General features: G+C 37.8%; 32 protein-coding genes. 9 read left to right on the forward strand and 23 right to left on the reverse strand.

Translation table 11 applies throughout. The annotated features are described in order from the left end of the window. Positions 1 to 9 precede the first annotated feature (9 nt). From rplF to EG346_RS03880, 17 genes are all read right to left on the reverse strand, one after another. Positions 10 to 555: a 50S ribosomal protein L6 gene (gene rplF / locus EG346_RS03800; RefSeq protein ID WP_034725977.1), complete on the reverse strand. Its 546-nt coding sequence runs from the start codon at positions 553 to 555 to the stop codon at positions 10 to 12. 17 nt (positions 556 to 572) lie between these two features. Further along, positions 573 to 971: a 30S ribosomal protein S8 gene (rpsH, locus tag EG346_RS03805; protein ID WP_073330044.1), complete on the reverse strand. Its 399-nt coding sequence runs from the start codon at positions 969 to 971 to the stop codon at positions 573 to 575. A 144-nt stretch (positions 972 to 1,115) separates the two neighbouring features. Further along, positions 1,116 to 1,385, reverse strand: a complete 270-nt coding sequence (rpsN, locus tag EG346_RS03810) for a 30S ribosomal protein S14 (RefSeq protein WP_034702868.1) — start codon at positions 1,383 to 1,385, stop codon at positions 1,116 to 1,118. Positions 1,386 to 1,388: 3 nt separating this feature from the next. After that, the gene (gene rplE, locus EG346_RS03815) at positions 1,389 to 1,940 is read right to left on the reverse strand and encodes a 50S ribosomal protein L5 (protein ID WP_073330047.1); all 552 of its coding nucleotides are present in this window, start codon (positions 1,938 to 1,940) and stop codon (positions 1,389 to 1,391) included. A gap of 13 nt (positions 1,941 to 1,953) precedes the next feature. After that, complete coding sequence (gene rplX, locus EG346_RS03820) at positions 1,954 to 2,280, reverse strand: 50S ribosomal protein L24 (RefSeq protein WP_034738772.1); 327 nt, start codon at positions 2,278 to 2,280, stop codon at positions 1,954 to 1,956. 22 nt (positions 2,281 to 2,302) lie between these two features. Then, a complete protein-coding gene (rplN, locus tag EG346_RS03825) occupies positions 2,303 to 2,671 on the reverse strand; it encodes a 50S ribosomal protein L14 (RefSeq protein ID WP_007839504.1) in 369 nt (122 codons plus the stop codon). Between the two features lie 2 nt (positions 2,672 to 2,673). Continuing rightward, the gene (gene rpsQ, locus EG346_RS03830; protein ID WP_053073319.1) at positions 2,674 to 2,931 is read right to left on the reverse strand and encodes a 30S ribosomal protein S17; all 258 of its coding nucleotides are present in this window, start codon (positions 2,929 to 2,931) and stop codon (positions 2,674 to 2,676) included. Positions 2,932 to 2,942: 11 nt separating this feature from the next. Further along, positions 2,943 to 3,131, reverse strand: a complete 189-nt coding sequence (gene rpmC / locus EG346_RS03835; protein ID WP_034738775.1) for a 50S ribosomal protein L29 — start codon at positions 3,129 to 3,131, stop codon at positions 2,943 to 2,945. An 11-nt stretch (positions 3,132 to 3,142) separates the two neighbouring features. Further along, the gene (rplP, locus tag EG346_RS03840; RefSeq protein ID WP_034738777.1) at positions 3,143 to 3,568 is read right to left on the reverse strand and encodes a 50S ribosomal protein L16; all 426 of its coding nucleotides are present in this window, start codon (positions 3,566 to 3,568) and stop codon (positions 3,143 to 3,145) included. A 98-nt stretch (positions 3,569 to 3,666) separates the two neighbouring features. After that, on the reverse strand, positions 3,667 to 4,419 hold the full coding sequence (rpsC, locus tag EG346_RS03845; protein ID WP_073330050.1) for a 30S ribosomal protein S3: 753 nt from the start codon (positions 4,417 to 4,419) through the stop codon (positions 3,667 to 3,669). Between the two features lie 7 nt (positions 4,420 to 4,426). Next, the gene (rplV, locus tag EG346_RS03850; RefSeq protein ID WP_034702853.1) at positions 4,427 to 4,825 is read right to left on the reverse strand and encodes a 50S ribosomal protein L22; all 399 of its coding nucleotides are present in this window, start codon (positions 4,823 to 4,825) and stop codon (positions 4,427 to 4,429) included. Positions 4,826 to 4,827: 2 nt separating this feature from the next. Further along, positions 4,828 to 5,106, reverse strand: coding sequence for a 30S ribosomal protein S19 (gene rpsS, locus EG346_RS03855; RefSeq protein WP_034702850.1), 279 nt, complete (start codon positions 5,104 to 5,106; stop codon positions 4,828 to 4,830). 2 nt (positions 5,107 to 5,108) lie between these two features. Next, positions 5,109 to 5,930 carry a 50S ribosomal protein L2 gene (gene rplB / locus EG346_RS03860; protein WP_034702846.1) on the reverse strand — a complete coding sequence of 274 codons (822 nt, stop codon included), beginning with the start codon at positions 5,928 to 5,930 and terminating at the stop codon, positions 5,109 to 5,111. A gap of 21 nt (positions 5,931 to 5,951) precedes the next feature. Next, positions 5,952 to 6,242, reverse strand: coding sequence for a 50S ribosomal protein L23 (gene rplW / locus EG346_RS03865; RefSeq protein WP_073330053.1), 291 nt, complete (start codon positions 6,240 to 6,242; stop codon positions 5,952 to 5,954). Positions 6,243 to 6,245: 3 nt separating this feature from the next. Next, on the reverse strand, positions 6,246 to 6,875 hold the full coding sequence (rplD, locus tag EG346_RS03870; RefSeq protein ID WP_073330055.1) for a 50S ribosomal protein L4: 630 nt from the start codon (positions 6,873 to 6,875) through the stop codon (positions 6,246 to 6,248). Next, on the reverse strand, positions 6,866 to 7,492 hold the full coding sequence (rplC, locus tag EG346_RS03875) for a 50S ribosomal protein L3 (protein ID WP_034738787.1): 627 nt from the start codon (positions 7,490 to 7,492) through the stop codon (positions 6,866 to 6,868). Before rplC ends, rplD begins: the two co-directional genes overlap by 10 nt. 196 nt (positions 7,493 to 7,688) lie before the next feature. After that, positions 7,689 to 8,579: a LysR family transcriptional regulator gene (locus EG346_RS03880; protein ID WP_123877042.1), complete on the reverse strand. Its 891-nt coding sequence runs from the start codon at positions 8,577 to 8,579 to the stop codon at positions 7,689 to 7,691. A 134-nt stretch (positions 8,580 to 8,713) separates the two neighbouring features. Here EG346_RS03880 and EG346_RS03885 point away from each other — a divergent pair, with 134 nt between their 5' ends. Together EG346_RS03885 and EG346_RS03890 are read left to right on the forward strand one after the other, a co-directional pair. Then, complete coding sequence (locus EG346_RS03885; protein WP_123877043.1) at positions 8,714 to 9,106, forward strand: rhodanese-like domain-containing protein; 393 nt, start codon at positions 8,714 to 8,716, stop codon at positions 9,104 to 9,106. A 14-nt stretch (positions 9,107 to 9,120) separates the two neighbouring features. Beyond that, positions 9,121 to 9,564, forward strand: a complete 444-nt coding sequence (locus tag EG346_RS03890) for a GNAT family N-acetyltransferase (protein ID WP_123877044.1) — start codon at positions 9,121 to 9,123, stop codon at positions 9,562 to 9,564. Between the two features lie 89 nt (positions 9,565 to 9,653). Here EG346_RS03890 and EG346_RS03895 read toward each other — a convergent pair whose 3' ends face one another. Beyond that, positions 9,654 to 10,418 carry a DeoR/GlpR family DNA-binding transcription regulator gene (locus EG346_RS03895; RefSeq protein WP_123877045.1) on the reverse strand — a complete coding sequence of 255 codons (765 nt, stop codon included), beginning with the start codon at positions 10,416 to 10,418 and terminating at the stop codon, positions 9,654 to 9,656. A gap of 117 nt (positions 10,419 to 10,535) precedes the next feature. Between EG346_RS03895 and EG346_RS03900 the strand changes: the two genes are divergently transcribed. From EG346_RS03900 to EG346_RS03930, 7 genes are all read left to right on the forward strand, one after another. After that, positions 10,536 to 12,134, forward strand: a complete 1,599-nt coding sequence (locus EG346_RS03900) for a glycerol-3-phosphate dehydrogenase/oxidase (protein WP_123877046.1) — start codon at positions 10,536 to 10,538, stop codon at positions 12,132 to 12,134. An 11-nt stretch (positions 12,135 to 12,145) separates the two neighbouring features. After that, on the forward strand, positions 12,146 to 13,642 hold the full coding sequence (gene glpK, locus EG346_RS03905) for a glycerol kinase GlpK (protein ID WP_123877047.1): 1,497 nt from the start codon (positions 12,146 to 12,148) through the stop codon (positions 13,640 to 13,642). Between the two features lie 23 nt (positions 13,643 to 13,665). Beyond that, complete coding sequence (locus EG346_RS03910) at positions 13,666 to 14,397, forward strand: MIP/aquaporin family protein (protein WP_073330066.1); 732 nt, start codon at positions 13,666 to 13,668, stop codon at positions 14,395 to 14,397. Between the two features lie 12 nt (positions 14,398 to 14,409). Then, positions 14,410 to 15,210 (forward strand): hypothetical protein, encoded by an 801-nt coding sequence (locus EG346_RS03915; RefSeq protein ID WP_123877048.1) that lies wholly within the window; start codon positions 14,410 to 14,412, stop codon positions 15,208 to 15,210. A gap of 367 nt (positions 15,211 to 15,577) precedes the next feature. Further along, on the forward strand, positions 15,578 to 15,997 hold the full coding sequence (locus tag EG346_RS03920) for a hypothetical protein (protein WP_123877049.1): 420 nt from the start codon (positions 15,578 to 15,580) through the stop codon (positions 15,995 to 15,997). Further along, positions 15,994 to 16,965 (forward strand): hypothetical protein, encoded by a 972-nt coding sequence (locus tag EG346_RS03925; protein ID WP_073330075.1) that lies wholly within the window; start codon positions 15,994 to 15,996, stop codon positions 16,963 to 16,965. Before EG346_RS03920 ends, EG346_RS03925 begins: the two co-directional genes overlap by 4 nt. An 88-nt stretch (positions 16,966 to 17,053) precedes the next feature. Then, positions 17,054 to 19,777: a hypothetical protein gene (locus EG346_RS03930; RefSeq protein WP_123877050.1), complete on the forward strand. Its 2,724-nt coding sequence runs from the start codon at positions 17,054 to 17,056 to the stop codon at positions 19,775 to 19,777. A 29-nt stretch (positions 19,778 to 19,806) separates the two neighbouring features. Here EG346_RS03930 and EG346_RS03935 read toward each other — a convergent pair whose 3' ends face one another. From EG346_RS03935 to rpsJ, 5 genes are all read right to left on the reverse strand, one after another. Continuing rightward, complete coding sequence (locus tag EG346_RS03935; RefSeq protein WP_123877051.1) at positions 19,807 to 20,307, reverse strand: low affinity iron permease family protein; 501 nt, start codon at positions 20,305 to 20,307, stop codon at positions 19,807 to 19,809. 220 nt (positions 20,308 to 20,527) lie between these two features. Continuing rightward, the gene (locus EG346_RS03940) at positions 20,528 to 21,721 is read right to left on the reverse strand and encodes a PepSY-associated TM helix domain-containing protein (protein WP_123877052.1); all 1,194 of its coding nucleotides are present in this window, start codon (positions 21,719 to 21,721) and stop codon (positions 20,528 to 20,530) included. Positions 21,722 to 21,827: 106 nt separating this feature from the next. Further along, positions 21,828 to 22,445 (reverse strand): hypothetical protein, encoded by a 618-nt coding sequence (locus tag EG346_RS03945; protein WP_123877053.1) that lies wholly within the window; start codon positions 22,443 to 22,445, stop codon positions 21,828 to 21,830. A gap of 18 nt (positions 22,446 to 22,463) precedes the next feature. Beyond that, positions 22,464 to 24,647 carry a TonB-dependent siderophore receptor gene (locus EG346_RS03950; protein ID WP_123877054.1) on the reverse strand — a complete coding sequence of 728 codons (2,184 nt, stop codon included), beginning with the start codon at positions 24,645 to 24,647 and terminating at the stop codon, positions 22,464 to 22,466. Between the two features lie 327 nt (positions 24,648 to 24,974). Beyond that, a complete protein-coding gene (gene rpsJ / locus EG346_RS03955; RefSeq protein ID WP_002661363.1) occupies positions 24,975 to 25,280 on the reverse strand; it encodes a 30S ribosomal protein S10 in 306 nt (101 codons plus the stop codon). Positions 25,281 to 25,296: the final 16 nt, after the last annotated feature.

Here is a 25,296-nt window from a genome sequence, read left to right on the forward strand (position 1 = left end):
TATAATTTATTAAGCAGATTTACCAGCTTTACGTCTAACAATTTCTCCAAGGAATCTTACACCTTTTCCTTTGTAAGGCTCAGGCTTTCTGAAAGAACGGATCTTTGCAGCTACCATTCCTAGAAGTTGATTGTCATGAGACGCTAAAGTAATAATTGGGTTTTTACCTTTTTCAGTCAATGTATCTACTTTTACTTCGTTTGGAAGTTCTAATACGATACCGTGAGAGAATCCTAAAGCCAACTCAAGTTTTTGACCTGTGTGTGAAGCTCTGTATCCTACTCCTACTAGTTCTAGTTTCTTTTCGAAACCTTTTTCAACACCAACAATCATATTGTTGATCAACGCTCTGTATAAACCGTGAAGCGCCTTGTGTTGCTTAGAATCAGATGGTCTGTTTACATTAAGCTCGCCATCTTTTTGTTCTAAAGTAATTCCTGCTGTAAGCTCCTGAGAAAGTTCTCCTTTAGGACCTTTTACCGTTACAACACCGTTATTTTCAGTGACTGTAATTCCAGCTGGAATTGTTATAATTGCTTTACCAATTCTTGACATTTTCCTCTGATTAAAAATTAATAAACATAGCAGATTACTTCACCGCCTACTTTTTCTTCTCTAGCCTTCTTGTCAGTCATTACTCCTTTAGAAGTAGAGATAACAGCTATACCCAAACCGTTCAGTACTCTTGGAAGTTCCGCAGAACCTTTGTACTGTCTTAAACCTGGTCTAGAAGCTCTTTGAATAGACTTGATAGCCGGTTTGTTAGTTTGCTTGTCATACTTTAAAGCGATTTTGATCGTCCCTTGAACAGCGTTATCTTCAAACTTAAAGTTTAAGATATACCCTTGATCAAATAAGATCTTAGTAATCTCCTTTTTGATTTTCGATGCAGGAATTTCCACCACTTTGTGGCCTGCGCTTTGTGCGTTCCTTACTCTTGTTAGGAAATCTGAAATTGGATCTGTTACCATTTTTCTTTTTTAAATTATTGGTTAAAGACAATCAGTATTGAAGGGACTTGAAGATCAAAATATCAGACTTCAGAAAAACTTGGGTCTGATATTTTTATTCTTTAGTATCCAGACAACTTAATTGTCCCGATTAATTAGTAATTATTACCAACTAGCTTTTTTCACTCCCGGGATAAGACCGTTGTTGGCCATTTCACGGAACGTTACTCTAGAAAGACCGAAAGTTCTCATGTACCCTCTTGGTCTACCTGTTAGTTTACATCTGTTGTGTAATCTTACAGGAGAAGCATTTTTAGGTAATTTCTGAAGTCCTTCATAATCACCAGCTTCTTTTAAAGCTTTTCTCTTGTCAGCGTATTTAGCAACTAGTGCTTCTCTTTTGCGCTCACGCGCTTTCATTGATTCTTTAGCCATTTCTTAGTTCTTTTTAAATGGTAAACCGAAGTGAGTTAATAATGCTTTCGCTTCTTTATCTGTTTTCGCAGTTGTTACGAAAGTGATGTCCATCCCTTGGATTTTTTTCACTTTGTCAATTACGATCTCAGGAAAGATAATCTGCTCAGTAATACCTAAGTTGTAGTTACCTCTACCATCGAACCCGTCTGCTTTGATACCAGAGAAATCTCTGATACGTGGTAAAGCAGAAGCAGTAAGTCTGTCTAAGAATTCATACATTTTATGAGCTCTCAATGTTACTTTAGCACCTACAGGCATACCTTTTCTCAATTTGAAAGCAGCTTCGTCTTTCTTAGAGATAGTACCAACCGCTTTCTGACCAGTAATCATTGTTAATTCTTCTACAGCATAATCAATGATTTTCTTGTCTGCAGTGGCATCACCTAATCCTTGAGATAGGATGATTTTTTCCAATTTAGGTACCTGCATTACAGATTTGTAGCCAAATTCTTCCATCATTGCAGGAACAATTTTCTCTCTGTATATATTTTTGGGTCTTGCTATAAATTCCATGTGTTAATTCAAATTATAAAGTTTCACCCGTTTTTTTATCGATTCTTACTTTCTTATCTCCTTCGATTTTGTAACCGATTTTGATAGCTTTTCCGTCTTTACCAACTAAAGCTATGTTTGAGATATGAATAGAAGCTTCCTTTTCAGTGATTCCACCTTGAGGGTTAGAAGCTGAAGGCTTAACGTGTTTTTTAACGATGTTAAGACCTGCAACGATAACTCTAGGATCTTTTCCTTCTTTTTTGATCACTTCAATAACTTCACCTGTCTTACCTTTGATATCTTTCTTACCAGTAGTAATGATGACGTTATCTCCTCTTTTTATTTTTAACTTTGACATTTTCTTTTAAAAATTTTAAAAATTAAAGTACTTCAGGAGCTAATGAAATGATTTTCATATATTCTTTGTCTCTCAACTCACGAGCAACAGGTCCGAAAACACGTGTTCCTCTCATTTCTCCTGCTGCGTTTAGTAATACACAAGCATTGTCTTCGAATTTGATGTATGAACCATCTTTTCTTCTTACTGCTTTTTTAGTTCTTACTACTACAGCTTTAGATACCTGACCTTTTTTAGCATTTCCTGATGGTGTAGAATCCTTGATAGTAACAACGATTTTATCACCAACTGAAGCATATCTTCTTCTGGTTCCTCCCAGAACTCTGATAACTAGTACTTCTTTTGCACCTGTGTTATCAGCAACTTTTAATCTTGATTCTGTTTGTAACATTATTACTTAGCTTTTTCAATGATTCTTACTAATCTCCATCTCTTGCTCTTGCTCAAAGGTCTAGTTTCTTGGATAAGAACTGTATCTCCTTCTGTGCATTCGTTGTTCTCGTCGTGTGCAGTATATTTTTTCGTTTTTAGAACGAATTTACCGTACATCGGGTGTTTCACTCTCGTAGTCTCACTTACAACAATGGTCTTTTCCATTTTATTGCTGGAAACTATTCCGATTCTTTCTTTTCTTAAGTTTCTTTCCATAATGTATGAAAATCTTATTGTTGTTTAGTGGTTAACTCAGTGTTTAGTCTAGCGATCGATCTTCTCAAATCTCTGATTTGAATCGGGTTTTCAATTGGACTGATCTTGTGAGCCAATTTCAGTTTTGAATATTGAGTTGTCAATTCAGCAAGTTTTGCTTGAATATCACCCGCGCTTAAATTTTTAATATCAGCTTGTTTCATTGTATCAAAGATTATAGAGGTTTAACAAAATCGTTAGCCACTACGAATTTAGTAACTACCGGTAATTTTTGAGCAGCAAGTCTTAAAGCTTCCTTAGCAATCTCGTAAGATACACCTCCGATTTCGAACATGATCTTACCTGGTTTCACTACAGCTACCCAATATTCCACAGCACCTTTACCTTTACCCATACGTACTTCAGCTGGTTTCTTAGTAATTGGCTTATCCGGGAATATTTTGATCCATAGCTGGCCTTCTCTCTTCATATATCTTGTCGCAGCGATACGAGCAGCTTCAATTTGTCTTGCAGTGATCCAAGCACCTTCTATAGCTTTGATTCCAAATGTTCCGTATGCAAGTTGATTACCTCTTTGAGCAATCCCCTTCATCTTCATCTTGTGAACTCTACGGAATTTGGTTCTTTTTGGTTGTAACATAATTTCTAAATTTTAGATTTTAGATTTTAGATTTTAGATTTTTTATATTTTAAAAAAGTAACGGTAATTTAAAATTCAAAATTTCTAACCTAAAATTTTTAATTATTATTGTTATTATTGTTATTATTCTTTCTAGGTCTTCTGTTATCTCGGTCTCCACCTCTGTTTCCACCTCCTGAAGGACCTCCTTTCTTCTGTTGTCCCACTAGTGGAGAAAGTTCTCTTTTACCGTAAACTTCTCCTTTCATGATCCAAACTTTCACACCTAGTCTACCGTAAGTAGTGTGAGCTTCAGCCCAGTGATAATCGATATCAGCTCTGAAAGTAGACAAAGGAATTCTTCCGTCTTTGAAAGATTCGCTTCTTGCCATTTCAGCACCGTTCAATCTACCAGAGATCTGAACTTTGATACCTTCAGCACCCATTCTCATTGTACTGGCAATTGCCATTTTAACAGCTCTTCTGTAAGAGATTCTGTTTTCAATTTGCTTAGAGATGCTGTCAGCCACTAATACTGCGTCAAGTTCAGGTCTTTTGATTTCGAAAATATTGATTTGAATATCCTTACCTGTAAGTTTCTTCAATTCTTCTTTTAATTTATCAACTTCCTGACCTCCTTTACCGATGATAAGTCCCGGTCTAGCTGTAGTAATAGTTACTGTAACTAATTTTAAAGTTCTTTCAATATAAATTTTTGAGATACCACCTTTAGATAATCTAGCTTCAAGATATCTTCTGATTTTGTAGTCTTCTGCGATTCTGTCTCCATAATCTTTACCACCAAACCAGTTAGAATCCCATCCTCTGATTATACCTAATCTGTTACCAATTGGATTTGTCTTCTGTCCCATACCTTGATTAATTTTCTTTATTACCTAAGATTAATGTAATGTGGTTTGATCTCTTTCTGATTCTATACCCTCTACCTTGTGGAGCTGGTCTTAGTCTCTTCAATTGTCTTGCACTGTCTACAAAAATTTCTTTAACGATAAGATTAGCTTCTTCGATATCAGCACCTTCGTTTTTAGCTTGCCAGTTGGCCATTGCTGAAAGTAAGACTTTTTCTAACTTGTTAGAAGCGTCTTTTTTAGAATATTTTAGGATGTATAAAGCTTTGTCTACTTCTACGCCTCTGATGATATCAGCTACTAATCTCATCTTTCTTGGAGAAGAAGGGCAATCGTTATGTAATGCTTTTACTACATCTTGATTTGTTAATTTACGTGCTAATGCACTTTCTCTTTTTCTTGATCCCATGATTATCTACTTCCTTTGTTTTTATTACCACCATGACCTCTGAAAGATCTTGTTGGAGAAAATTCGCCTAACTTGTGACCAACCATGTTTTCTGTAACATATACAGGGATAAAAGATTTCCCGTTGTGTACAGCGATAGTTTGTCCTACGAAGTCTGGAGAGATCATAGACGCTCTAGACCAAGTTTTGATAACTGTCTTCTTACCAGACTCTATGTTTGTCTGAACCTTCTTATCTAAAGTATGATGAATGAATGGTCCTTTTTTAAGTGATCTTGCCATAATTATTTACGTTTAGATATGATATGACGGTTAGACGCTTTGTTTTTCTTTCTGGTTTTGTACCCTTTAGCAGGCATACCATTTCTAGATCTTGGGTGACCTCCAGAAGAACGACCTTCACCACCTCCCATTGGGTGATCTACAGGGTTCATTACTACTGGTCTAGTTCTAGGTCTTCTACCTAACCATCTGCTTCTACCAGCCTTACCTGAAACAGTTAACTGATGATCAGAGTTAGAAACAGATCCAATCATTGCATAACATTCAGTAAGGATCATTCTAGATTCTCCTGAAGGCAATTTGATGATGGCATATTTTCCGTCTCTTGAAGTTAATTGAGCTGAAGAACCAGCACTTCTTGCTAAAATTGCCCCTTGTCCAGGTTTCATTTCAACACAAGAAATAACAGTACCCAATGGAATGTTTTTCAATTTCATTGCGTTACCGATGTTCGGTTCTACGCTTTCACCTGAAACTACCTTTTGATCTACTTTGATACCGTTTGGAGCGATGATATATCTCTTCTCTCCGTCTGCGTACTCTAATAAAGCGATAAATGCAGTTCTGTTTGGATCATATTCTACAGTTTTTACCGTTGCTTCAACATCATGCTTGTTTCTTTTGAAGTCGATAATTCTGTATTTCTTTTTGTGTCCACCTCCGGTGTAACGCATGGTCATTTTACCAGTTTGGTTACGTCCACCTGACTTACTAATACCAACGGTTAGAGATTTCTCTGGTTTGTTGGTAGTAATTTCCTCAAAATTGTTTACAATTCTGAATCTCTGTCCTGGGGTGATAGGTTTTAATTTTCTAACAGACATTACTATTATTTATAATTATAATTAATTTACAGCAAAAATATCGATTACTTCCCCTTCAGAAAGAGTGATAACCGCTTTTTTCAATTTGTTTGTCTTTCCTACTTGAAGACCTTTCTTAGTATGCTTTGAAGAAACTTTAGGCGCATAAATCATGGTTCTAACGTCTGCTACTTTCACACCGTAAGCTTGTTCTATCGCTTTTTTAATCTGGATTTTATTCGCCCTAGGATCAACTAAGAAAGAATAAGCACCTCTTAAATCTGTAAGATAGTTTGCTTTCTCTGAAATAACTGGTTTAATAATAAGTGACATGATTTATTTCTTTAAATTTTCCTGGAATTTTTCAACTGCACCTTCTAAGAATACGATTTCACCTGCATTCATTAAGTCATATGAACTAATTTCGTTAAAGTTCATTACTTTAGTTTTAGGTAAGTTTCTTGAAGATAAATACACATTCTTGTTAGCTTCAGGAAGAACGAATAAAGATTTTTTATCGTTCAATGCCAATGCATCTAGGATCGTGATAAAATCTTTAGTTTTAGGAGCGTTTAAGCTCATATCTTCCATTACTCTGATGCTGTTATCTCTCATTTTCTGAGATAAAACAGATTTTTTAGCCAATCTCTTAAGAGCTTTGTTCAATTTGAATCTGTAGTCTCTTGGTTTTGGTCCGAATACTCTACCTCCACCTCTGAAAGTTGGAGATTTGATATCACCATATCTAGCAGAACCAGATCCTTTTTGCTTCTTAAGTTTCTTGGTAGAAGCAGTAATTTCGCTTCTTTCCTTTGATTTATGAGTCCCTTGTCTTTGTGCTGCAAGGTACTGTTTAACTTCTAGGTAAACCGCGTGCTGATTTGGCTCAATTCCGAATACTGATTCGTCTAGAGTTACTTTTCTTCCGGTCTCCTTTCCTGATGTATTTAATACTACTAGTTCCATTTTCTGATAATTACATAAGAATTTTTAGCTCCCGGAACAGCACCTTTTACTACTAAAAGATTTTGTTCTTGATCCACTTTTAATACTTGAAGGTTTTGTACAGTTACCTGCTTACCTCCCATTCTACCCGCCATTCTCATTCCTTTGAATACTCTTGAAGGATCCGATCCAGCACCGATAGAACCTGGAGCTCTAAGTCTGTTGTGCTGACCATGAGTAGCTTGCATTACACCTCCAAAGCCATGTCTTTTAACAACACCCTGGAAACCTTTACCTTTTGAAGTACCTGTTACGTCAACAAATTCACCTTCAGCGAATAAATCAACTTTTACTTCTTCTCCTACTTTTACCTCGTCTACGAATTCTCTGTAGAATTCTACCAACTTAGCTTTAGGAGCAGAACCAGCCTTTTTGAAATGGCCAGCTAACGCTTTACCTACGTTCTTTTCACTCTTGTCATCGAAACCTAACTGAACTGACTTATAGCCGTCCTTTTCAATGGTTCTGACCTGTAAAACCGAGCATGGACCCGCCTGAATAACTGTACAAGGAATATTTTTTCCTTCTTCGTTAAACAAAGACGTCATACCGATTTTTTTACCAATAATACCTGACATTGTTTATGTTATAATAAAATTTATCTTTCTAATTCTACATTTTTAGGAGGTCTGAAGTAATTTCTACTTTTGATATAGGCATACTACGCCCCTAAAATGGAGTGTGCAAATTTATGAATATTTTTAGAACTGACAAATATTTCGAGTAAAATATTTTGATTTTTAATCATTTAGCAATTCCCTCGCAAAATTCTCTCTAAAAATTTTGGAAGTGCTCTTTAAAATTTTCAAGAAAAGCATTGATATATCTTTTAGTCATATCAGATTTTCTTACCACGAGATAATGTTTCCTTTTCAAACCATTTTTTCCGATTTTTTTAAAACCCAATCCATCTGAAATCTTAAAAGACCTCAAAGCCCATTTTGGCATACACATAACACCTGCATTCGCACTCACCATCTCCAAAGCTACCTCCGTAAGAGGAATTGCAGAGATTTTAAAGGGTATCACCGCATTCGGCTTCAAAAATCTTTCAAATACAGAAACGGTTTCCAAAGGATAGGAATGAATAATCAGATGAATATTTGTAAAATCAGAAACATCTATATATCCGAGTGCATACAATGGATTCTCAACGTGAAGAACCGCAAAAATTTCATCTTCAAAAATTTCAATGCTGATCAATTCATCATTTGATGGCTGGGAAGTCACAACGGCAATATCAATTTCTTTTGATAAAATTTTGGAAACAGGATGGTGGGTTGCTTCCAAAACTAAATCGACATCAATGTCAGGATACAAAATATTCATCTTTTGAAGAAAAGCCGGCAATCCCTGGTAAAATGAATAGCATTCTGTACTTACTTTTATTTTTCCCGACGAACCAGCTCTTATTTGTTTTATAGTTCCCAGACCTTTATCTATAGTATCAATGACATCACAGGCAATTTTATAAAGCACACTTCCCTCCTCTGTGAGCTCCCACTTATTTCGTACTCTGTAAAAAACTTTAAAACCTAATTGGATCTCCAATTCTTTAAGCTGATGACTCAATGCCGATTGGGTCAAAAAGAGTCTATCGGAAGAATTGGCAAGATTACCCTCTTCGGCAATCGTTTTTATAAGTCTTAAAAATCTGATTTCCATAGCTACAAAAGTAAAAATATCCCATTATACAATAATTGAAAACTTTTCAATTAAAGTTGTAAATAATTCAATTCCAATTTTAGGAGAAAAAATAAAGGGAGCATAGCTTTGTAACAGCATAAAATAATTGAATTATGAAAGAACAAATTGAATTTTACGAAAAAAAATTAGCCTTCGAAATAGATCCATCAGATCTATATGATGAGCTTAAGAGCAAAGAAAACTATATTGCAGTTGACACACGGAAACCGTTCGCATTCGAAAAAGAACACATTCCCACAGCAATCAATCTTCCACACCGGGAAATGACGCAAGAAAATACCAGACATCTTGACAAATCCAAAACGTATGTATGTTATTGTGATGGTATTGGCTGCAATGCCTCTACGAAAGGAGCTTTAAAAATGACCCAATTAGGATTTAAGGTGCTTGAACTTATCGGAGGAATTGAATGGTGGAAATTTGACGGCTACTCTACTCAGGGAGCAAGTCCGGCAAAAGGATCTGCATTCGAATGTGCTTGTTAATATCCAAAGAAGGTATGAAAATAAGATTTGCCGAAGAAAGAGATATGGATTCTATTATTGAATTATGTAAAGCCCATGCTCAATACGAAAACAGTCTCTTTGATGAAGAAAACAAGAAGGAACAGCTTTCTCACTACATTTTCGATTTCAGCTTAAATATAAAATGTCTGGTCGTTGAATCTAACACCGAAATTGTAGGTTATGCAACATTCTTTAAGCAGTTTTCAACATGGGATGCCAGCAGTTACATTTATCTCGACTGTCTGTTTCTGAAAGAAAACATACGAGGCAACGGAATAGGCAAGCAAATAATGGAAGAAGTAAAAGAGTATTCAAAAGCGGATGGCTGCTCAGTCATTCAATGGCAAACACCAGCATTTAATACAAAAGCCATTACATTCTATAGCCGTCTTGGAGCAGAAAAAAAGGCCAAAGAAAGATTTTTCTGGAAGGTATAAACCTACTAATCCTTTATTAGAACAGAGACTTTCCGGAAACGGGATGGTCTCTATTCTGATATATTAATCTTTACAATCTGAGTACGAAACTACTTTACAATCACCGCAACCCCTATTTCTTCTAATGCAACTCTATCTTCTGCACAGATGCCACTATCTGTAATCAGATAATCTATTTTATCCAACGGAGCTATTTTTCCGAATCCTTTTTTATTCAGTTTCGAAGAGTCACCCAGAATGACCACTTTTTCGGAACATTCTATCATCAGCTGATTCAAATGAGCCTCCGCAGCATTGGAAGTACTGATCCCAAACTCCAAATCGATCCCATCTACTCCAAGAAAGAGCTTGTTGCAGGAAAACTGTCTGAGGATAGTTTCTGAAATAGATCCTACTATAGATGTAGAACTCTTCCTCACCTCTCCTCCGAGCTGAATGATATTAATATTAGGATTGTTACAAAGTTCAAGAGCAACCCTTAAAGAAGACGTAAGAACCGTAAGCGGTCCAAAATTTACCAGCATCCTCGCAAGATAATGCATCGTTGTACCCGAAGCCAGAATAATACAGTCATTCTCCTGGATCAGTTGCAAAGCTCCTTTCGCAATATTCTGTTTCGCTTCTACATTGATATTTTCTTTCTCATCCACATTCCTTTCATACGCATACCTTACATGCTTGCTGGCTCCTCCATGGTTTCGGAAAAGTAATCCTAAGCTTTCGAGATAGTTCAGATCCTTTCGAACCGTAACCGACGAAACATTCAGCTTCTCGCAAAGATCCTGTACAAGAACATGCCCCTTTTCATCGAGTTCCTTTAATATATCATCGTGCCTTGGTATTAACTTTTCCATTCTGATTCTTTCATCAAAAATACCATTTTTTTCCGAGACCGATAAAATTTCATTTATTTTCTTTTTAGTTTCATTTTTAATTTATACATTTGAAAACGAAACATAAACGAAACATTTATGAAACGAAACGAAGAAATTAGTAAATTGACCAATGTAGAGGAATGGGACTTTATTGTCATCGGAGGTGGAGCCAGTGGTCTGGGCTCAGCATTAGATGCAGCCAGCAGAGGATTTAAAACACTGCTCCTTGAGTCCCACGATTTTGCCAAAGCAACATCCAGCCGAAGTACCAAACTGGTACACGGCGGCGTAAGATATCTGGCGCAGGGAGATGTGGGACTTGTAAAAGAAGCCCTGAAAGAAAGAGGACTTCTCGCGCAAAATGCGGCACATGTAGTCAAAAACCAGTCATTTATTATTCCCAATTATACTTGGTGGGGAGGAATCTATTATAAAATAGGATTGTCTATCTACGATTTTCTTGCTGGAAAGCTAAGTCTAGGAAAAACAAAATACATCAGCAAATCTAAAACTATTGAAAAGCTCCCGACTATTGAACAGCACAATCTCGCAAGCGGTGTGGTGTATCAGGACGGACAGTTTGATGATGCAAGATTAGCGATCAACCTATCCCAGACCCTGATCGAAAAAGGAGGAAGTGCCGTTAATTATATGAAAGTAACCGGACTTCTGAAAAATGATTCCGGAAAAATAAATGGAGTAAAAGCGGAAGATCAGTTTTCAAACCAACAGTACGAACTCCGTGCAAAAGCAGTGATCAATGCAACAGGGGTATTCACGAATGATATTCTGAATATGAATAATCCTAAGCATGGTAAATTTGTTGTCCCAAGCCAGGGTATCCATTTAGTACTGGACAAATCTTTCCTGAAAAGTGATGATGCTATCATGATCCCAAAAACATCAGACGGAAGAGTTCTCTTTGTTGTCCCTTGGCATGACAGAGCATTGGTAGGAACTACAGACACTCTTCTCGAAAACCCTAGCTTTGAACCCCACGCTCTGGAATCTGAAATTAATTTTGTTTTAAATACGGCAAGACAGTATTTAGCCAAGAAACCAACGAGAGAAGATGTAAAATCGATGTTCGCAGGATTACGGCCGCTAGCCGCTCCAAAAGAAGGAGGCAAAAGCACCAAAGAAGTTTCCCGAAGTCATAAAGTCATTACTTCCGATACAGGACTGGTTTCCATCATTGGTGGAAAATGGACCACCTACCGTAAAATGGCAGAAGATACCATTGATAAAGCTGTAGAGATTCTTCATTTAAATGGAGGGCCTTCTCAAACAGAAAACCTGTCTATTCATGGAAATATGAAAGCAGAACTCGTTGATCGAAGCAGCCATCTTTATGTATACGGATCAGATATTCCTGCCATAAAATCGTTACAAAAAAGCAATCCCCAATATGCTCAGAAAATCCACCCGGATCACGGTTTCACGATTGCAGAAGCAGTTTGGGCTTTGAGACATGAAATGGCAGAAACCATAGAAGACATTCTCGCCCGAAGAGTCCGACTCTTATTTTTAGACGCAAGAGCTGCAATCGACAGCGCGCATACCATTGCGCAGCTTATTGCCAAAGAAAAAGGATATTCTCAGGAATGGGCGAACCAACAGGAAAAAGAATTTATTGAATTAGCACAAGGATATTTATTAACCCCTTACTCTCCCAAAACTATTACTCATAATTAAAACTTTGCAGTATGAAGGAAAAATTGATTCTCGCTCTGGACCAGGGTACAACTTCCTCTAGAGCCATCTTATTCAATCACAGCGGAGCTATTGAATATATCTCCCAGAAAAACTTTGAACAGATCTATCCTACTCCGGGCTGGGTAGAGCATGATCCGAACGAAATATGGTCATCCCAAATATCCGTCGCAGCAGAAATCATTGCCAAAGCCGGAATTTCCGGATTGGAAGTAGCCGCCATTGGCATCACCAACCAGCGTGAAACAACTATTGTTTGGGATAAAGAAACAGGTGAACCTATTTATAATGCTATTGTATGGCAAGACAGAAGGACCTCAAAATACTGTGACGAATTAAAAGAACAGGGCCACGCCGAAATCATCAAAGAGAAAACCGGGCTTGTACTGGATGCCTATTTTTCGGCAACCAAATTAAAATGGATTCTGGATCATGTAGATGGAGCAAGAGAAAAAGCCGCAGAAGGTAAATTATGTTTCGGAACGGTAGATACATGGCTCGTATGGAAACTTACCCGTGGAAAAATGTTCATTACCGATGTTTCCAATGCCAGCAGAACCATGCTTCTGAACATTCATACTTTAGAATGGGATCAGGATCTATTAGATTTGTTTGACATTCCAAGATCTGTTCTTCCTGAAGTGAAACAGAGCAGTGAAATCTATGGAGAGACAGCAACGACTTTATTTTCAACCAAAATTCCTATTGCAGGAATTGCAGGAGATCAGCAGGCTGCTTTATTCGGACAGATGTGCATCACTCCGGGAATGGTCAAGAACACCTACGGAACAGGATGTTTCCTGTTGATGAATACCGGAAAAGAAGCGGTTTCTTCCAAAAATAACCTGTTAACAACGGTAGCATGGAAGATCAACGGAGAGGTGAACTACGCACTGGAAGGAAGTGTATTTGTAGGCGGTGCCGCGATTCAGTGGCTGAGAGATGGTCTGAAATTGATTCATTCGGCGGAGGAAGTGAATGATCTGGCGGCAAGTGTTGAAGATAACGGAGGTGTTTATTTTGTTCCAGCCCTTACGGGATTGGGAGCGCCCTACTGGGATCAGTATGCAAGAGGAACTATTGTCGGGGTAACCCGCGGAACGACCAACGGACATATCGCCAGAGCTACTTTGGAAGGAATCGCATTTCAGGTTTATGATATTGTGAAATCCATGGAAGCAGATTCCGGAAGACCAAGTCTGGAACTCAGGGTAGACGGAGGAGCTTCTGCAAGTGATCTTCTGATGCAAATCCAGTCTGATCTTTTCGGATTCAAAATTACAAGACCAAAAACGCTTGAGACTACCGCATTAGGAGCTGCTTATCTTGCCGGTTTAGCCGTAGGATACTGGAAAGACCTCAATGAGATTCAATCTCAATGGGTAGTAGATGAAGATTTCAATCCGAAAGTGGATAAAGAAAAAGCAGACAACATGATCCATTTCTGGAACAAAGCCGTGAAGCGTTCTCAAAGCTGGATCGAAGATTAATTCCTCACTAAAAAAAACTACTCATGACCCCATTTACCGCAGAACTTATAGGAACAATGCTTCTTATATTATTAGGCAACGGCGTTGTAGCGAATGTTGTCTTAAAAAATACCAAAGGAAATAATTCAGGATGGATCGTCATTACCACCGCCTGGGCACTGGCCGTTTTCGTAGGAGTTACCGTTGCCGGCCCGGCAAGTGGTGCTCATCTGAATCCGGCCGTAACGATAGGGCTGGCTGTTGCCGGAAAATTCTCTTGGGATCTGGTTCCTTCGTATATTGCCGCACAACTGATCGGCGGAATGCTTGGCGCGTTCCTTGTCTGGCTTTTTAACAAAGATCATTTTGCGATTACCGAAGATGAAGGGGCAAAACTGGCCTGTTTCAGTACCGGGCCAGCCATCAGAAATACTTTTTCCAATCTCATCAGTGAGATCATCGGAACTTTTGTCCTGGTCTTTGTCATCTTTCACTTTTCTGATCCCAGCATTTCTCTGAATACTGATCCAACAGCTAAAGTAGGACTTGGATCTGTCGGAGCACTTCCTGTTACTTTACTGGTTTGGGCCATCGGCTTATCTTTAGGGGGTACCACAGGTTATGCCATCAATCCGGCCAGAGATTTAGCACCCCGAATCATGCACGCTATCCTTCCTGTGAAAGGGAGCAGTGACTGGGGATATGCCTGGATTCCGGTTGCGGGTCCTGTTCTGGGAGCTGTCATTGCAGCGGTTCTATATGGATTAATACAATAAAAAAATTACGCGATGAAAATTTTAATAACTGCATGCCTGATCATTTTAGGCACAGGGAAACTATTCTCTCAGGAGAACGAGGAACCTAAGGAGAACAACAGATTGGATTTTACCGCCAATATTCAGAATAATCACTTGTGGAGAGGTTTGATCATTACAGATAAACCTGTAGTGATGGGGAATCTTTCTTATGCTTTAGATGCTGAAAAGAAATGGAAGATTGGGATCTGGGGAGCTTCAGCATTAGCAGATGATAAGGATGGTACTCATTATAAGGAGATCAATTATTACATTCAATACTCCCATCATCGTTTTTATATTGGGCTTTGGGATCTGTATAACTCAAGAAACATTAATACTGCCATCGCTGCAGACGATATTTTCAGTTATTCACAGAGAAGAACAGCCCATATCATCGATCTTAGAACCAACTATACTTTCGGACCTTCTTTCCCAATTAATGTAGAAGCGGATATTATGCTGTATGGAGGAGCGAATGCTGGAGAAGTTGTTTTGGATTCTGACGGTAGCTACAAAAAGAATAAGTATTCTACCTACATTCAGGCTAGCTATCCCGTCATTTCGGGTAAAAAGGTCAATCTGGACGCTTTCGTGGGTGCCGGATTTGCTCTGAACGACCGATATTTCCTTTACGGAAACGGTAAAAACAGCTTTGATATTGTCAACGTTGGGGTAAAAGCAGGTAAGACGGTCAAAATCACGGAACATTACAGTCTTCCGGTTTCTATGATGGCCATGTGGAATCCTTCGAATAAGTACGCAAGAATTCAACTGGCAGCTACCGTTTTCTAATTTTCATTTAACTCAATTATATAAAGACCATTCCAAAACAGGGTGGTCTTTATATTTTCTATGATAATTAAAATTGAACCACAAAAGTCATTTGTTCTTTTAAACACATAAGAACACTTTAGTTGAAAAAATTTTAACCTTTTGAAAATCGTAAAATCACATCAGCAGAAAATCAAAGATTTTTATAAGACTTAAGTTTACTTCTTTCCATCAGACTTGATACTTCAAATGAACTTAAGTGTTTTTAAAACTTTTGTGACTCTTATCGTTAAAAAAAATAGATTACGGTAATTATCTGAAACAGCCAATCACCGGGTTTTTACGGTTTAATTTTTGCTTAAATATTTTTACTTTTGAAGAAAAATATATGAAAAAGATTTTCAGCTTAGTGATCTTATGCATCAGCATTTTGTCTTTTGCACAAACAAAAACTCCTTTTGTGGGACAAAGAAGTTTTGACATTATTGAAGGATACAGTGGATCGGGAACACCACATTATTATCTGGATGTAAAGAAAAACGGTGATGTCTACTTTGGATTTGTTCAGATCAACCAGGCGGACAGAACTGAAACTACTGAGAAAGTGAATGCCGGAAAATACAACCCCAGGGTAATGAAGGTAGATTTTAAGAAATATGGTGAAAACTTTTTTGTAAAATTTGACAAGGATAATATTTACCTTACAGATAAAGAAGGAAATATCCAGAAATCTGAGGACTGCTGCTCTTCCATGGAAAGTGCTACCAACGATACGTGTACCTGCGAAAGTAAACTGTACAAGGAATGAAAATACTCAAGTTTCTTTTCATCCTCCTTTTTGTCATTTCATGTGGCAGGAAAGAGAGTCATCCTTATACTTTTTATTACTGGAAGACCAACCTTAAACTTGATCGGCAAGAGAAAAAAGTGCTGGATCAGGCTACCGTTCCTTATATATACACAAGATTTTTTGATATCGATAAATCGGCCGGAAAATTTCAGCCGGTTGCTGTTACCACCAAAGATACCAGTTTTCAAACGAATAAACAGATCGTACCAACGGTGTTTATTACCAATCAGTCTATGTACCGTATTTCGGCAGAAGAGATCCGGTTTCTTGCCAAAAACATTCATGATCTGGTTCAGAAAAAAGCGAAGGAATATGGTTTGAAAATGAACAATGAAATCCAGATCGACTGTGACTGGACGGCGGGAACAAGGAATGATTATTTTAAATTTTTAAAAGAACTGAAAAGAGTCTCCGGAAAAGAAATTACCTGCACCCTTCGTCTCCATCAGGTCAAAGATAAAAGCCAAACCGGAATTCCCCCTGTACAAAAGGTTTATCTGATGTGCTACTCTACTTCTTCCCCACTGGAAAACTCCGACAGGAATTCAATCCTTGATGTGGCGATTTTAAAAAGCTACCTCTCCAAACTGGAAGATTATCCCATTAAAAAAATTGAAGTGGCTTTACCGATCTATTCCTGGGGAATTGTCACCAATCACCTTGAAAGGCATAAACTGATTAATGCTTTATCCCGAAAAGATCTGGAAAATCCTGCGTTCAAAAAGATCTCAGATCATGAGGTTGAAATCAGCAAAGACGGTTTCTATTTCGGAAGTTTTTTAAGCAAGGGCTTTCGGATCAAGGTGGAAGAAATATCGGACGACCAATTAACAGAAGTCATTCATTTTCTGGACAAAAAAATCCCGAATTTTAATGTAATTTATTATCAATTAGATAGTAAATTTGTAAGTAACCGAACTTTTTAAAGTTTTACCATCCAATGATTCAACGGATGGTGAAGATTTAAAGTCATCATGAAATTAAATTATAAAAATAAAAAACACTATCAACAATATGAAAAAGTATATTCTTTCACTGGCGGTCCTTTCGCTTTTTTATACTAAATCTGACGCCTGCGCATGGTCAGACCCAGATTATGAATATTTCAATCTGTTTACACAGAGTATCATCAAGGATAAATCTTACCTTCCTTTCCTGCTCACCTATTCGAACAGGTTCTATGGTGATTATAAGAACATGACAATTCCTGATGACAATATTGAGACCTGGAAAAAATTTTTCAATAACCAACTGAACTACGCAGAAACAGAAAATCTGGTGTACAAGATCAGCATGAATGATCTTAATGCTTTGAAAAACGGAACTCCAAACAATCCTTTATTGCAGAAACTGGGGACCGGATTCTACCAAAAGTACAAGGAAGGTATCGATTATTTAATTGAAGCCAAATATCTTGAGCCGTACATGAGCATCAACTATATTGAAAGTCCTGACTCATTTTACAGCAGCCCTTCAAGGTCTCAAAATGCCACGTCTATTGACTACGCAAAAACAGTCAACGCGCTCACTTCTTTATATAATGCTACCAGAAATCCTGAGATCAAACAGCGTTACGGATATCAACTCGTACGTTTCAATCATTATACAAGAAATTATGATGCTGCTCTGGAAGCTTTCAAAACATATATAGAACCGATCAAGCAAAAAGGGACCGTCTATTTTATGGCTCTTGATCAGCTTGCGGGCGCGCAGAGAGGAAAAGAAATGAACAGCGATGCCAACTGGAATTTTTTTCAGGTTTTCATGAACAGCAGAGACCGCAAAGAATCAGCTTTTGTATCGATGAAACTTTCTGACACGGCTTCTTTCAGTAATATTATGAAAAGAGCAGGAACGAGTGATGAAAAGAATATGGCGTATTTCCTGTTAGGGTATGAGGGGTTCACAGATCCTATTCCGATCATGGAAAAGATGTATGACATCAATCCGGATTCTGAGATCCTGAAAGTCATGGCCGTAAGGAGCATCAATGAGCTTGAAAGAAGCTATCTTCCTATCTACTATTATACTTCGGATGCTACGGACAGCCCTAATGTCATGAGAGGGAATACCGATGACCACAATAAAGCTTCTGCTGACACAAAATCTGAACCCGTAGAGGTAAAGAAAGAAGAAAAACTTTCATTCTGGCAGAAGATTGTAAGATTCTTTAAAAACCTTTTCGGAAGTTCGAAATCTGAAAGTGCGAATGGAGATAAAAATGATCAGAGCGATGATGATCTGTTGAACAATCCGGACAGGATTCCTTTCTATACGAAATCCAGCTACGGCTATGATGAAAAAACGAATGACTATCTGGACAGCCTGGAAAAATTCACAGAAAAAATCAAAAAAGTATCCAAGGATGAATACTGGCAGATCGCAGATGCTTACCTCAAGTTCTTGAAAAAAGACTACAAGGGAAGTTCAGAGGTTCTTGAAGATATCAAAACAACCAATCCTGAATACCTGGAAGAAATAAAAAGAATGAAAGTTCTGAATGACATCGTTTCTCATCCTAAGATTGATGCAGAATTCGAAGATCACCTGATGAAAGACTATGCTGAATATTTCGTAAAAAAAGAAGTGAAAAAGGACAGTACAGCTGTTTCCGATTATGATTACTACGGTGAAACTCCATCTACAGCAGATTTCCTTAAAGATGTTCTTGCCAACAGATATTTCTTACAGGGAGAAGACGGAAAATCTTTCCTGATGAACAATAAACTTTCAGATCTTCAGTATAATCCGAATTCAAGTCTGGTGAAAAGTGTTGAAGATTTTTATAAGAAACCGAATAAGACTCAGTTTGAACAGCAGATCATCGCCAAGAATATGGACAATGTAGGAAATATTGATGCTTTCTTCAGTACAATTTACGGAGACAGAGCCATGAGACAGGCAGACTTTGAAAAGGCTAAATCCTATTATGAAAAAGCTAAGGGTTTTGCAGGAATTCCAAGAATGAATTATGACTGGACAGACAAAGGTGAAAAAATCACTCCAAAACAATATACAGCTGATGAGTATAACGGATTCAGAGGAATTTCTGATCTTGTTTTCGGACACAATGTATGGGAGAGTTTCGGTAGTGCTGAAACTGAAAGCATGACCGCTGAAGATTATTCAGGGTTCCCTTTCATTAAGAACAATATGAATAAACTGGAACTGGCAGATGCCTTGATCCAGCTTAAAAAGATCAGTAACGGAACAGATGAAAAGGCAGCAAAAGCGAATCAGCTGATCGGAAACCTATTGTACAATACTTCAAGTTTAGGATATTACCGTCAATTGTTTGTGATGGATATCGACAACAGCAACGGCGGAAAATATGATTTCTGGAATACAGACCGAAAGAATCCATACAAGTATTATTACAAGAACTTCCTGTATACGACTTATATTGAACCGGATAATTTTGACCTCGCAATCAATTATTATCAAAAAAGCCTTAAGCTTTCGAAAGACAAGGAACAAAGAGCAAGGGTTCTCTTTCAGATGGCCAGCGCTGAACAAGGAAAATACTACCAGTATGAGGCGAAAAATGCATCGACTGTTAACTATTCAGATCCGAAATATTCCGAAAAGGAACAGGCTCATCAGACTGAACTGGATAATATGAGGAATGAGAAATACAGAACCTATTTTGCCCAGCTGAAATCTCAGTATGCAGATACGGAAACAGCGAAAGGACTGGCAGGAAGCTGCAGCTATTTCGGATATTTCCTGAAAAGATAATTTTAAACTTAGATAAAATAAAAAAGGAATCATTTCGATTCCTTTTTTTGTGTCTGTTTTTGCAGCCATTCTTCGTGTTTTCTTTTGAAAAAATCATGTTTATAATGTTGATTTCTTTTAGCAGCATCTATCGAGTGCGAGGTATGAATATCCTCATCTTCTTCTGCGAAATCGGACAGTTTTTCATAATAGCAGTGAAGCTGATCCAGTTCTTTTTCGGTAAGATCTTCAATATCCACAATTCTGTTGCTCGCTTTTTCATTAGCTGCCAGAAGCTCATTGAGTTTGATTTGAATAGCCTTTGAATCTTTGTTCTGGGCTTTCTGTATTAAGAATACCATTAAAAAAGTGATAATGGTGGTGCCGGTGTTGATGACAAGCTGCCAGGTTTCAGAATACTTAAAGACAGGACCTGACGCTGCCCATAACACGACCACCAGTACTGCTCCGATAAATGCGTAAGAACTTCCCGTAAATTTAGTGGCCCAGTCGGAAAATTTTTCAAAAAGATTATTGTTTTTATGGCTCATGATGTCAATTCTTTTAATGATTAAATGTATTGAATTAACTTAATTCGGAAGTAAAAAAATCAGTAATATTTGCAGTACTTGAACACGGAAGTCTGGTGATTGAAATACTAATTCCCGGTGAAGCTTCGGTTATCATTTGAAGGAACTGATCCATGTCAAGGTTTAAAACCTTGACATGGATAACAGTAGCTCCTAAAGTTCCTCTTTAAAAGCAGATTTTCTACCTTATTTTTCTAAACCTGTGCCACCAAATCAGAAAGCCTGTCACGGGTAAGGAGCATCCGATTAGTGAAACAATGAAATACAGGATAATGCTTGGTAAGCCCATGATCTCTCCTGTATGGAGTGGTTTTGCAAGAGCTGTGAACTGTTTATTCAATGGTTTGTCGGAGAAAAGTTCTCTGGTCTTAAAAACCCCGGTTTTATCGAAGGTCACTTCATCCGGGAGCATCATACCCAAAAAATTTTGGGTATTGGTCTTCATGACTACATACCTCGGATTTTCTTTATTGGGAAGTTCTATACTGGTAACAGCATGGTACGGAAGCTGCTTATTGGAAAGTTCAAGAATCTTGTCTATAGATATTGCCACTGTATTTTTAAGATTCTTTTTTTCGTCCTGCTTCTGAAGCATATCTTCAAGGAGGCCTCCAAAAGGATCGTCGCCATTGTTCTCTTCAGAGATACGAGCAATTGATGAGCCGCCTAAACTTACGATGAGACCGTTTTTCACCCACGGATAGGTCACGTACAAACCGGTAACAGCAATAAAGAAAAGTATAAAAAAGGTATAAAAGCCGAGTGTATTGTGCAGATCATAATTCACGCGCTGGAACTTTGCTTTGAACTTTACCGTTAATCCCTGCTTTAGAAATTTCAGTTTTTTAGGGAGCCATAAAACAAACCCTGAAATAATTAACAGACAGAAGACCAGTACAGATGCACCCACAATCTGCCGTCCAGCATTTCCCATCAACAGATTTCTATGAATATCGAGAACGATTTCAAAAAACTGATTGGCTCCTGTATCAGCCTGACCGAGAATCTTACCAGTATACTGATTATAATACGAACTTTTATCCAACTGGTTTTCACGGTAGGAAACAACATAGCTTCTGTTTTTAGATTCAGGGATAAGCAAGGCAGTAAGTTCTTTTCCATTTTTCAACAATCCAGCCTGGATCTGGTCCGGAGTTTTGGCCATCTGTGAGCCGGAAGAGATATACACCTTATCTTTATTATAAAGGTCTATGATCTGGTTTTTGAAAGTATAGAGAGCTCCGGTAAGGCACATCACGAACACAATGATACTGGACAAAAGTCCGAGCCAGAGGTGGATGATCCACATGAGATATTTAATGAGGGATTCATTTTTTCTACGCTTCCGGTAAAGGCTTTTAAATAATGATTTCATTAAGGCTTAATAGCAAAAACATTAAGACAGGAATAACTGCCTTAATGTTTTCTAATTAAAATTGATATGAATGTTTCTTAATTTGGGACGGAAGTTTGAACCCTGATTATTTTCTTTCTTTGAACTTGATATCTTTTACGATCTCTTCAAATTTCGAATAGTGTTCAGGCGTAAGTGCGGTCTTGATCGCTGCTTTTCTCTGAGCATCAAATTTCTCCCAGTATTCTTTGGCAAGATCATTATTTCCGTGGTATACATCGTGGGCATCATTAAATGCTTTTTCAAATGCATCGTTGGCTGCATTCACTACTTTGAACTCATCTTCAGAAAGCTGACCTTCCGTTTTGATTCTTTCCAGCAGTGCATTATCGTATCTGGGTCTTTTTCTTGAATTTTCATCCACGAAGGTATTGAACTTCTCCATCTGTGGTCCGTCCAGAACTTTTGCCATTTCAACAGACTGCTGTGCTCTCAGTTCTTCACTTTTAATCCCAAGTGCCACACGGTCCATATTACCACCATGTGCTTTGGCAGCCTGGAAGTTCTGCTCCTGAAGATCCTGATATTTTTTAGTGATTTCATCAAAGCTTTTCGTCTGATCAGGAGTAAGCTGCACTTCAGTTTTGAACTGATCATAATCAATGCCTTTCTTTTTATCTCCTGAACACGCCATGGATACTGCGCCAATAACAATGGCCAAGAATACTGTTTTTACGCTTTTCATAATAAATAATTTTGTTGATTAAAATTTATAGTTTACCTGCACGGCAAAGTTTCGGGGTTGAATCTGATCGATATAACCACCTCGGAAATAAGAATTATATCCTACAGCATCAAAAATATTATTGAAGAAACCTCTCAGTCCCAATCCATTCTTGAAAGTATATCCAATCTGTGCATCTACTGTGGTATAATCAGGCATATTGAAAGGCTTCTTTCCAGGTTGAGTTCCGTTTACATGCCCATTCTCTGCATTGGTATATACCTGCTTAAAATCGTCAACCGGTCTGTTTCCTACATAATAAATTCCTGCCCCTATGTCAAATCCCTGTAGCGTTCCTGTATTAAATTTATAATTTAACCAAGCATTGGCAGAATGTTTAGGTGTATTGATAGGAGCTGATCCATTGACAAATGAAGGACTGTTCTGATATTGTGCCTCTACGTAAGCCCATCCTGTCATTATCTGTAGGTTGGGAAGAATTTTTCCGATAAGTTCTACTTCCATTCCCTTTCTTCTCAGCTCACCCGCCATGGCATAGATCCCGGTACTGTTTCCATCCTTTAAAAGTTCATATGATAAGTTATCGGTATTGATGTCAAAGAATGTAACATTAAATCTTAATCTTTCATTAAGCCAGTCTGACTTGATCCCTGCTTCCCATTGTTTTGTAGTGGAAGCACCTACCGTACCGCCTCCAAGTAATGCATTATTGGAGCTTCTCAACGATGTAGTACTTGTGTAAGAACCAAAAACATTCATATTCTCAATAGGAGAAATCATAATCCCTAATGAAGGATTCCATGCGTAGTCTTTTTCCTTTTCAGAACCAATCAATTGGCTGTAACGAATTCCCAGGTGGGCTTTAATATATTTGTTGAAAGTGATCACATCCTGCGCCATTAATCCCATAGTTGGTGCTACTGCCTTCACTATTGGATTCTTGTCTATCATGCTAAAAGTATTGGGATCAATATTTGAAGGAAGAACATTATTGATATCATTCAGTACATTGATCTGATCTACGGTTTTAGCTTTATAAGAAGTGGTTGTAACGTTAGATTCTTTCCAGTCGAAACCTACCTGAAATGTATGTTTCATAAATCCGGTCATCACATCTGTTCCGATAAAGTCAAACTGAAGAACTTTATTCAAATCTTCTCTGTCTGATCTGGTCAATGTTCTGTTACGGAATTCATTTGGATTCTTATTATTAACCGGGGCAAGTGCTGCTCCCGTAATTTCAGACTGGTAAGAAGAACTCATGAAGGCAGCTCTTAACTTTAACTTTTCAGTCAGCTTTCTGGTTGCCGTTGTAGAGAAATTAAATGTTTCGATTTTTGCTTTATCAGAGGCAAAACCCAAGAATTTTCTTCCCGGCATTCTGTATATGGCTTCAGTATCTCCTTTTGCAAGATTCACGGTTCCTCTATCCGGTGTGGTATTATTGTGCATATAATCCATTTCCACCACAATTTCGGTCTTGTCATCTGGACGAATGGCAATGGAAGGGTTTACGTAGATACGGTCTGTATTAACGAATCGTCTAAAACTGTTGTTATCCTGATACGCTGCATTCAATCTTACAGCAATCTTACCCTGAGAATCCAGTACTCTCTGGAAGTCTACGGTAGGTCTGTAAAAATCCCAACTCCCATATCTGAAACCTACATTGGTTTGGTTGATAAATTTAGGAACCTTGGTCACTACGTTGATTACTCCACCGGCAGAACCAAGTCCATCACCTATTCCCTGTGTAACTGCAGCAGAACCTTTAATTACCTGAATACTTTCTACGCCCTGCATATCCGTGATCATAGCTCCAGTACGAAAATCCGAGTCCATCTGAACCCCATTCTTCAGAACAGGAACTCCTCTATAACCTCTGATTGACATACTTTCTCTGGTCCCTCCATAGCTTCCAAACTGAGTAACCCCAGGAATATTTTTAGCTACATCAGTGACCGTCAGTCCACCTAAATCTTCAATTACCTTATAGGAAATTATAGAAATACTCTGGATCTGGTCTCTTGCTTTCAAAGGAAGTCTCGTAATGGCTTCTAAGCCTTCCGGCTGTTTCTTTCTTTCACCAAATAATTCTACTTCATCAATCTCTTTTGATTTTTTAATAGAATCATTCACTTGCTGTGCGTTGACAAAAACCCCACCCAATACAAGCAGAGAAAAGGATACTACTTTATTCATCTGATAACTTTTTGCAAAATTATTATTTTTAATAATTCTAAATAAATAAAAGCAACTGACATTTCTCACGTCAATTTGACTAATCATTATCAGATTATAAATGGCTTAACAGATGCTATAAGGATCCATTAAAGATACCACATCATCATTAGAGGTATGGTTCTAAATTGGAGTTATAGGTAGAAATAGCGAAATCAAAAAAAACAAATCTCAATCTATTTCAGAAAGAATAAATACCTTTTCTTTCATTTACTTTTGAAGAGAATGCAAAAAAAATCCGTCCCTTTTCAGGGACGGATTCTATTATCATTGCAAAGTATGCGTTTATCACACTTTAATTTCAACGTCTACACCGCTTGGTAACTCTAATTTCATTAGAGCATCAACAGTTTTAGAAGAAGAAGAGTAGATATCCATCAATCTCTTGTGAGCTGATAACTGGAACTGCTCTCTAGCCTTCTTGTTTACGTGCGGAGATCTCAATACTGTGAAGATTCTCTTATTGGTAGGCAATGGAATTGGTCCGTTTACAACAGCACCAGTAGCCTTTACCGTTTTTACGATTTTCTCAGCAGACTTGTCTACCAAGTTGTAATCGTAAGATTTTAGTTTTATTCTGATTCTTTGTGACATTTTTCTAATTTAAAAA

Source organism: Chryseobacterium carnipullorum (assembly GCF_003815695.1).
Classification (GTDB): Bacteria; Bacteroidota; Bacteroidia; order Flavobacteriales; family Weeksellaceae; genus Chryseobacterium; species Chryseobacterium carnipullorum.

Excerpts from the sequence above, each read along its gene's own strand:
- EG346_RS03925 (WP_073330075.1), top strand. The coding sequence starts at position 15,994 with ATGAAAATACTCAAGTTTCTTTTCATCCTCCTTTTTGTCATTTCATGT.
- rpsH (WP_073330044.1), bottom strand. The coding sequence starts at position 971 with ATGGTAACAGATCCAATTTCAGATTTCCTAACAAGAGTAAGGAACGCA.
- rplW (WP_073330053.1), bottom strand. The coding sequence starts at position 6,242 with ATGTCACTTATTATTAAACCAGTTATTTCAGAGAAAGCAAACTATCTT.
- rplV (WP_034702853.1), bottom strand. The coding sequence starts at position 4,825 with ATGGGATCAAGAAAAAGAGAAAGTGCATTAGCACGTAAATTAACAAAT.
- rplC (WP_034738787.1), bottom strand. The coding sequence starts at position 7,492 with ATGTCAGGTATTATTGGTAAAAAAATCGGTATGACGTCTTTGTTTAAC.
- EG346_RS03945 (WP_123877053.1), bottom strand. The coding sequence starts at position 22,445 with ATGAAAAGCGTAAAAACAGTATTCTTGGCCATTGTTATTGGCGCAGTA.
- rplX (WP_034738772.1), bottom strand. The coding sequence starts at position 2,280 with ATGTCAAAGTTAAAAATAAAAAGAGGAGATAACGTCATCATTACTACT.
- EG346_RS03920 (WP_123877049.1), top strand. The coding sequence starts at position 15,578 with ATGAAAAAGATTTTCAGCTTAGTGATCTTATGCATCAGCATTTTGTCT.
- EG346_RS03915 (WP_123877048.1), top strand. The coding sequence starts at position 14,410 with ATGAAAATTTTAATAACTGCATGCCTGATCATTTTAGGCACAGGGAAA.
- glpK (WP_123877047.1), top strand. The coding sequence starts at position 12,146 with ATGAAGGAAAAATTGATTCTCGCTCTGGACCAGGGTACAACTTCCTCT.
- EG346_RS03935 (WP_123877051.1), bottom strand. The coding sequence starts at position 20,307 with ATGAGCCATAAAAACAATAATCTTTTTGAAAAATTTTCCGACTGGGCC.
- rpsJ (WP_002661363.1), bottom strand. The coding sequence starts at position 25,280 with ATGTCACAAAGAATCAGAATAAAACTAAAATCTTACGATTACAACTTG.
- rpsC (WP_073330050.1), bottom strand. The coding sequence starts at position 4,419 with ATGGGACAGAAGACAAATCCAATTGGTAACAGATTAGGTATAATCAGA.
- EG346_RS03880 (WP_123877042.1), bottom strand. The coding sequence starts at position 8,579 with ATGGAAATCAGATTTTTAAGACTTATAAAAACGATTGCCGAAGAGGGT.
- EG346_RS03885 (WP_123877043.1), top strand. The coding sequence starts at position 8,714 with ATGAAAGAACAAATTGAATTTTACGAAAAAAAATTAGCCTTCGAAATA.
- EG346_RS03895 (WP_123877045.1), bottom strand. The coding sequence starts at position 10,418 with ATGGAAAAGTTAATACCAAGGCACGATGATATATTAAAGGAACTCGAT.
- rpmC (WP_034738775.1), bottom strand. The coding sequence starts at position 3,131 with ATGAAACAAGCTGATATTAAAAATTTAAGCGCGGGTGATATTCAAGCA.
- rpsN (WP_034702868.1), bottom strand. The coding sequence starts at position 1,385 with ATGGCTAAAGAATCAATGAAAGCGCGTGAGCGCAAAAGAGAAGCACTA.
- rplD (WP_073330055.1), bottom strand. The coding sequence starts at position 6,875 with ATGGAACTAGTAGTATTAAATACATCAGGAAAGGAGACCGGAAGAAAA.
- EG346_RS03940 (WP_123877052.1), bottom strand. The coding sequence starts at position 21,721 with ATGAAATCATTATTTAAAAGCCTTTACCGGAAGCGTAGAAAAAATGAA.
- rplE (WP_073330047.1), bottom strand. The coding sequence starts at position 1,940 with ATGGAATTTATAGCAAGACCCAAAAATATATACAGAGAGAAAATTGTT.
- EG346_RS03950 (WP_123877054.1), bottom strand. The coding sequence starts at position 24,647 with ATGAATAAAGTAGTATCCTTTTCTCTGCTTGTATTGGGTGGGGTTTTT.
- EG346_RS03930 (WP_123877050.1), top strand. The coding sequence starts at position 17,054 with ATGAAAAAGTATATTCTTTCACTGGCGGTCCTTTCGCTTTTTTATACT.
- rplF (WP_034725977.1), bottom strand. The coding sequence starts at position 555 with ATGTCAAGAATTGGTAAAGCAATTATAACAATTCCAGCTGGAATTACA.
- EG346_RS03890 (WP_123877044.1), top strand. The coding sequence starts at position 9,121 with ATGAAAATAAGATTTGCCGAAGAAAGAGATATGGATTCTATTATTGAA.
- rplP (WP_034738777.1), bottom strand. The coding sequence starts at position 3,568 with ATGTTACAACCAAAAAGAACCAAATTCCGTAGAGTTCACAAGATGAAG.
- rpsS (WP_034702850.1), bottom strand. The coding sequence starts at position 5,106 with ATGGCAAGATCACTTAAAAAAGGACCATTCATTCATCATACTTTAGAT.
- EG346_RS03910 (WP_073330066.1), top strand. The coding sequence starts at position 13,666 with ATGACCCCATTTACCGCAGAACTTATAGGAACAATGCTTCTTATATTA.
- rplN (WP_007839504.1), bottom strand. The coding sequence starts at position 2,671 with ATGTTACAAACAGAATCAAGATTAAAAGTTGCTGATAACACAGGTGCA.
- EG346_RS03900 (WP_123877046.1), top strand. The coding sequence starts at position 10,536 with ATGAAACGAAACGAAGAAATTAGTAAATTGACCAATGTAGAGGAATGG.
- rplB (WP_034702846.1), bottom strand. The coding sequence starts at position 5,930 with ATGTCTGTTAGAAAATTAAAACCTATCACCCCAGGACAGAGATTCAGA.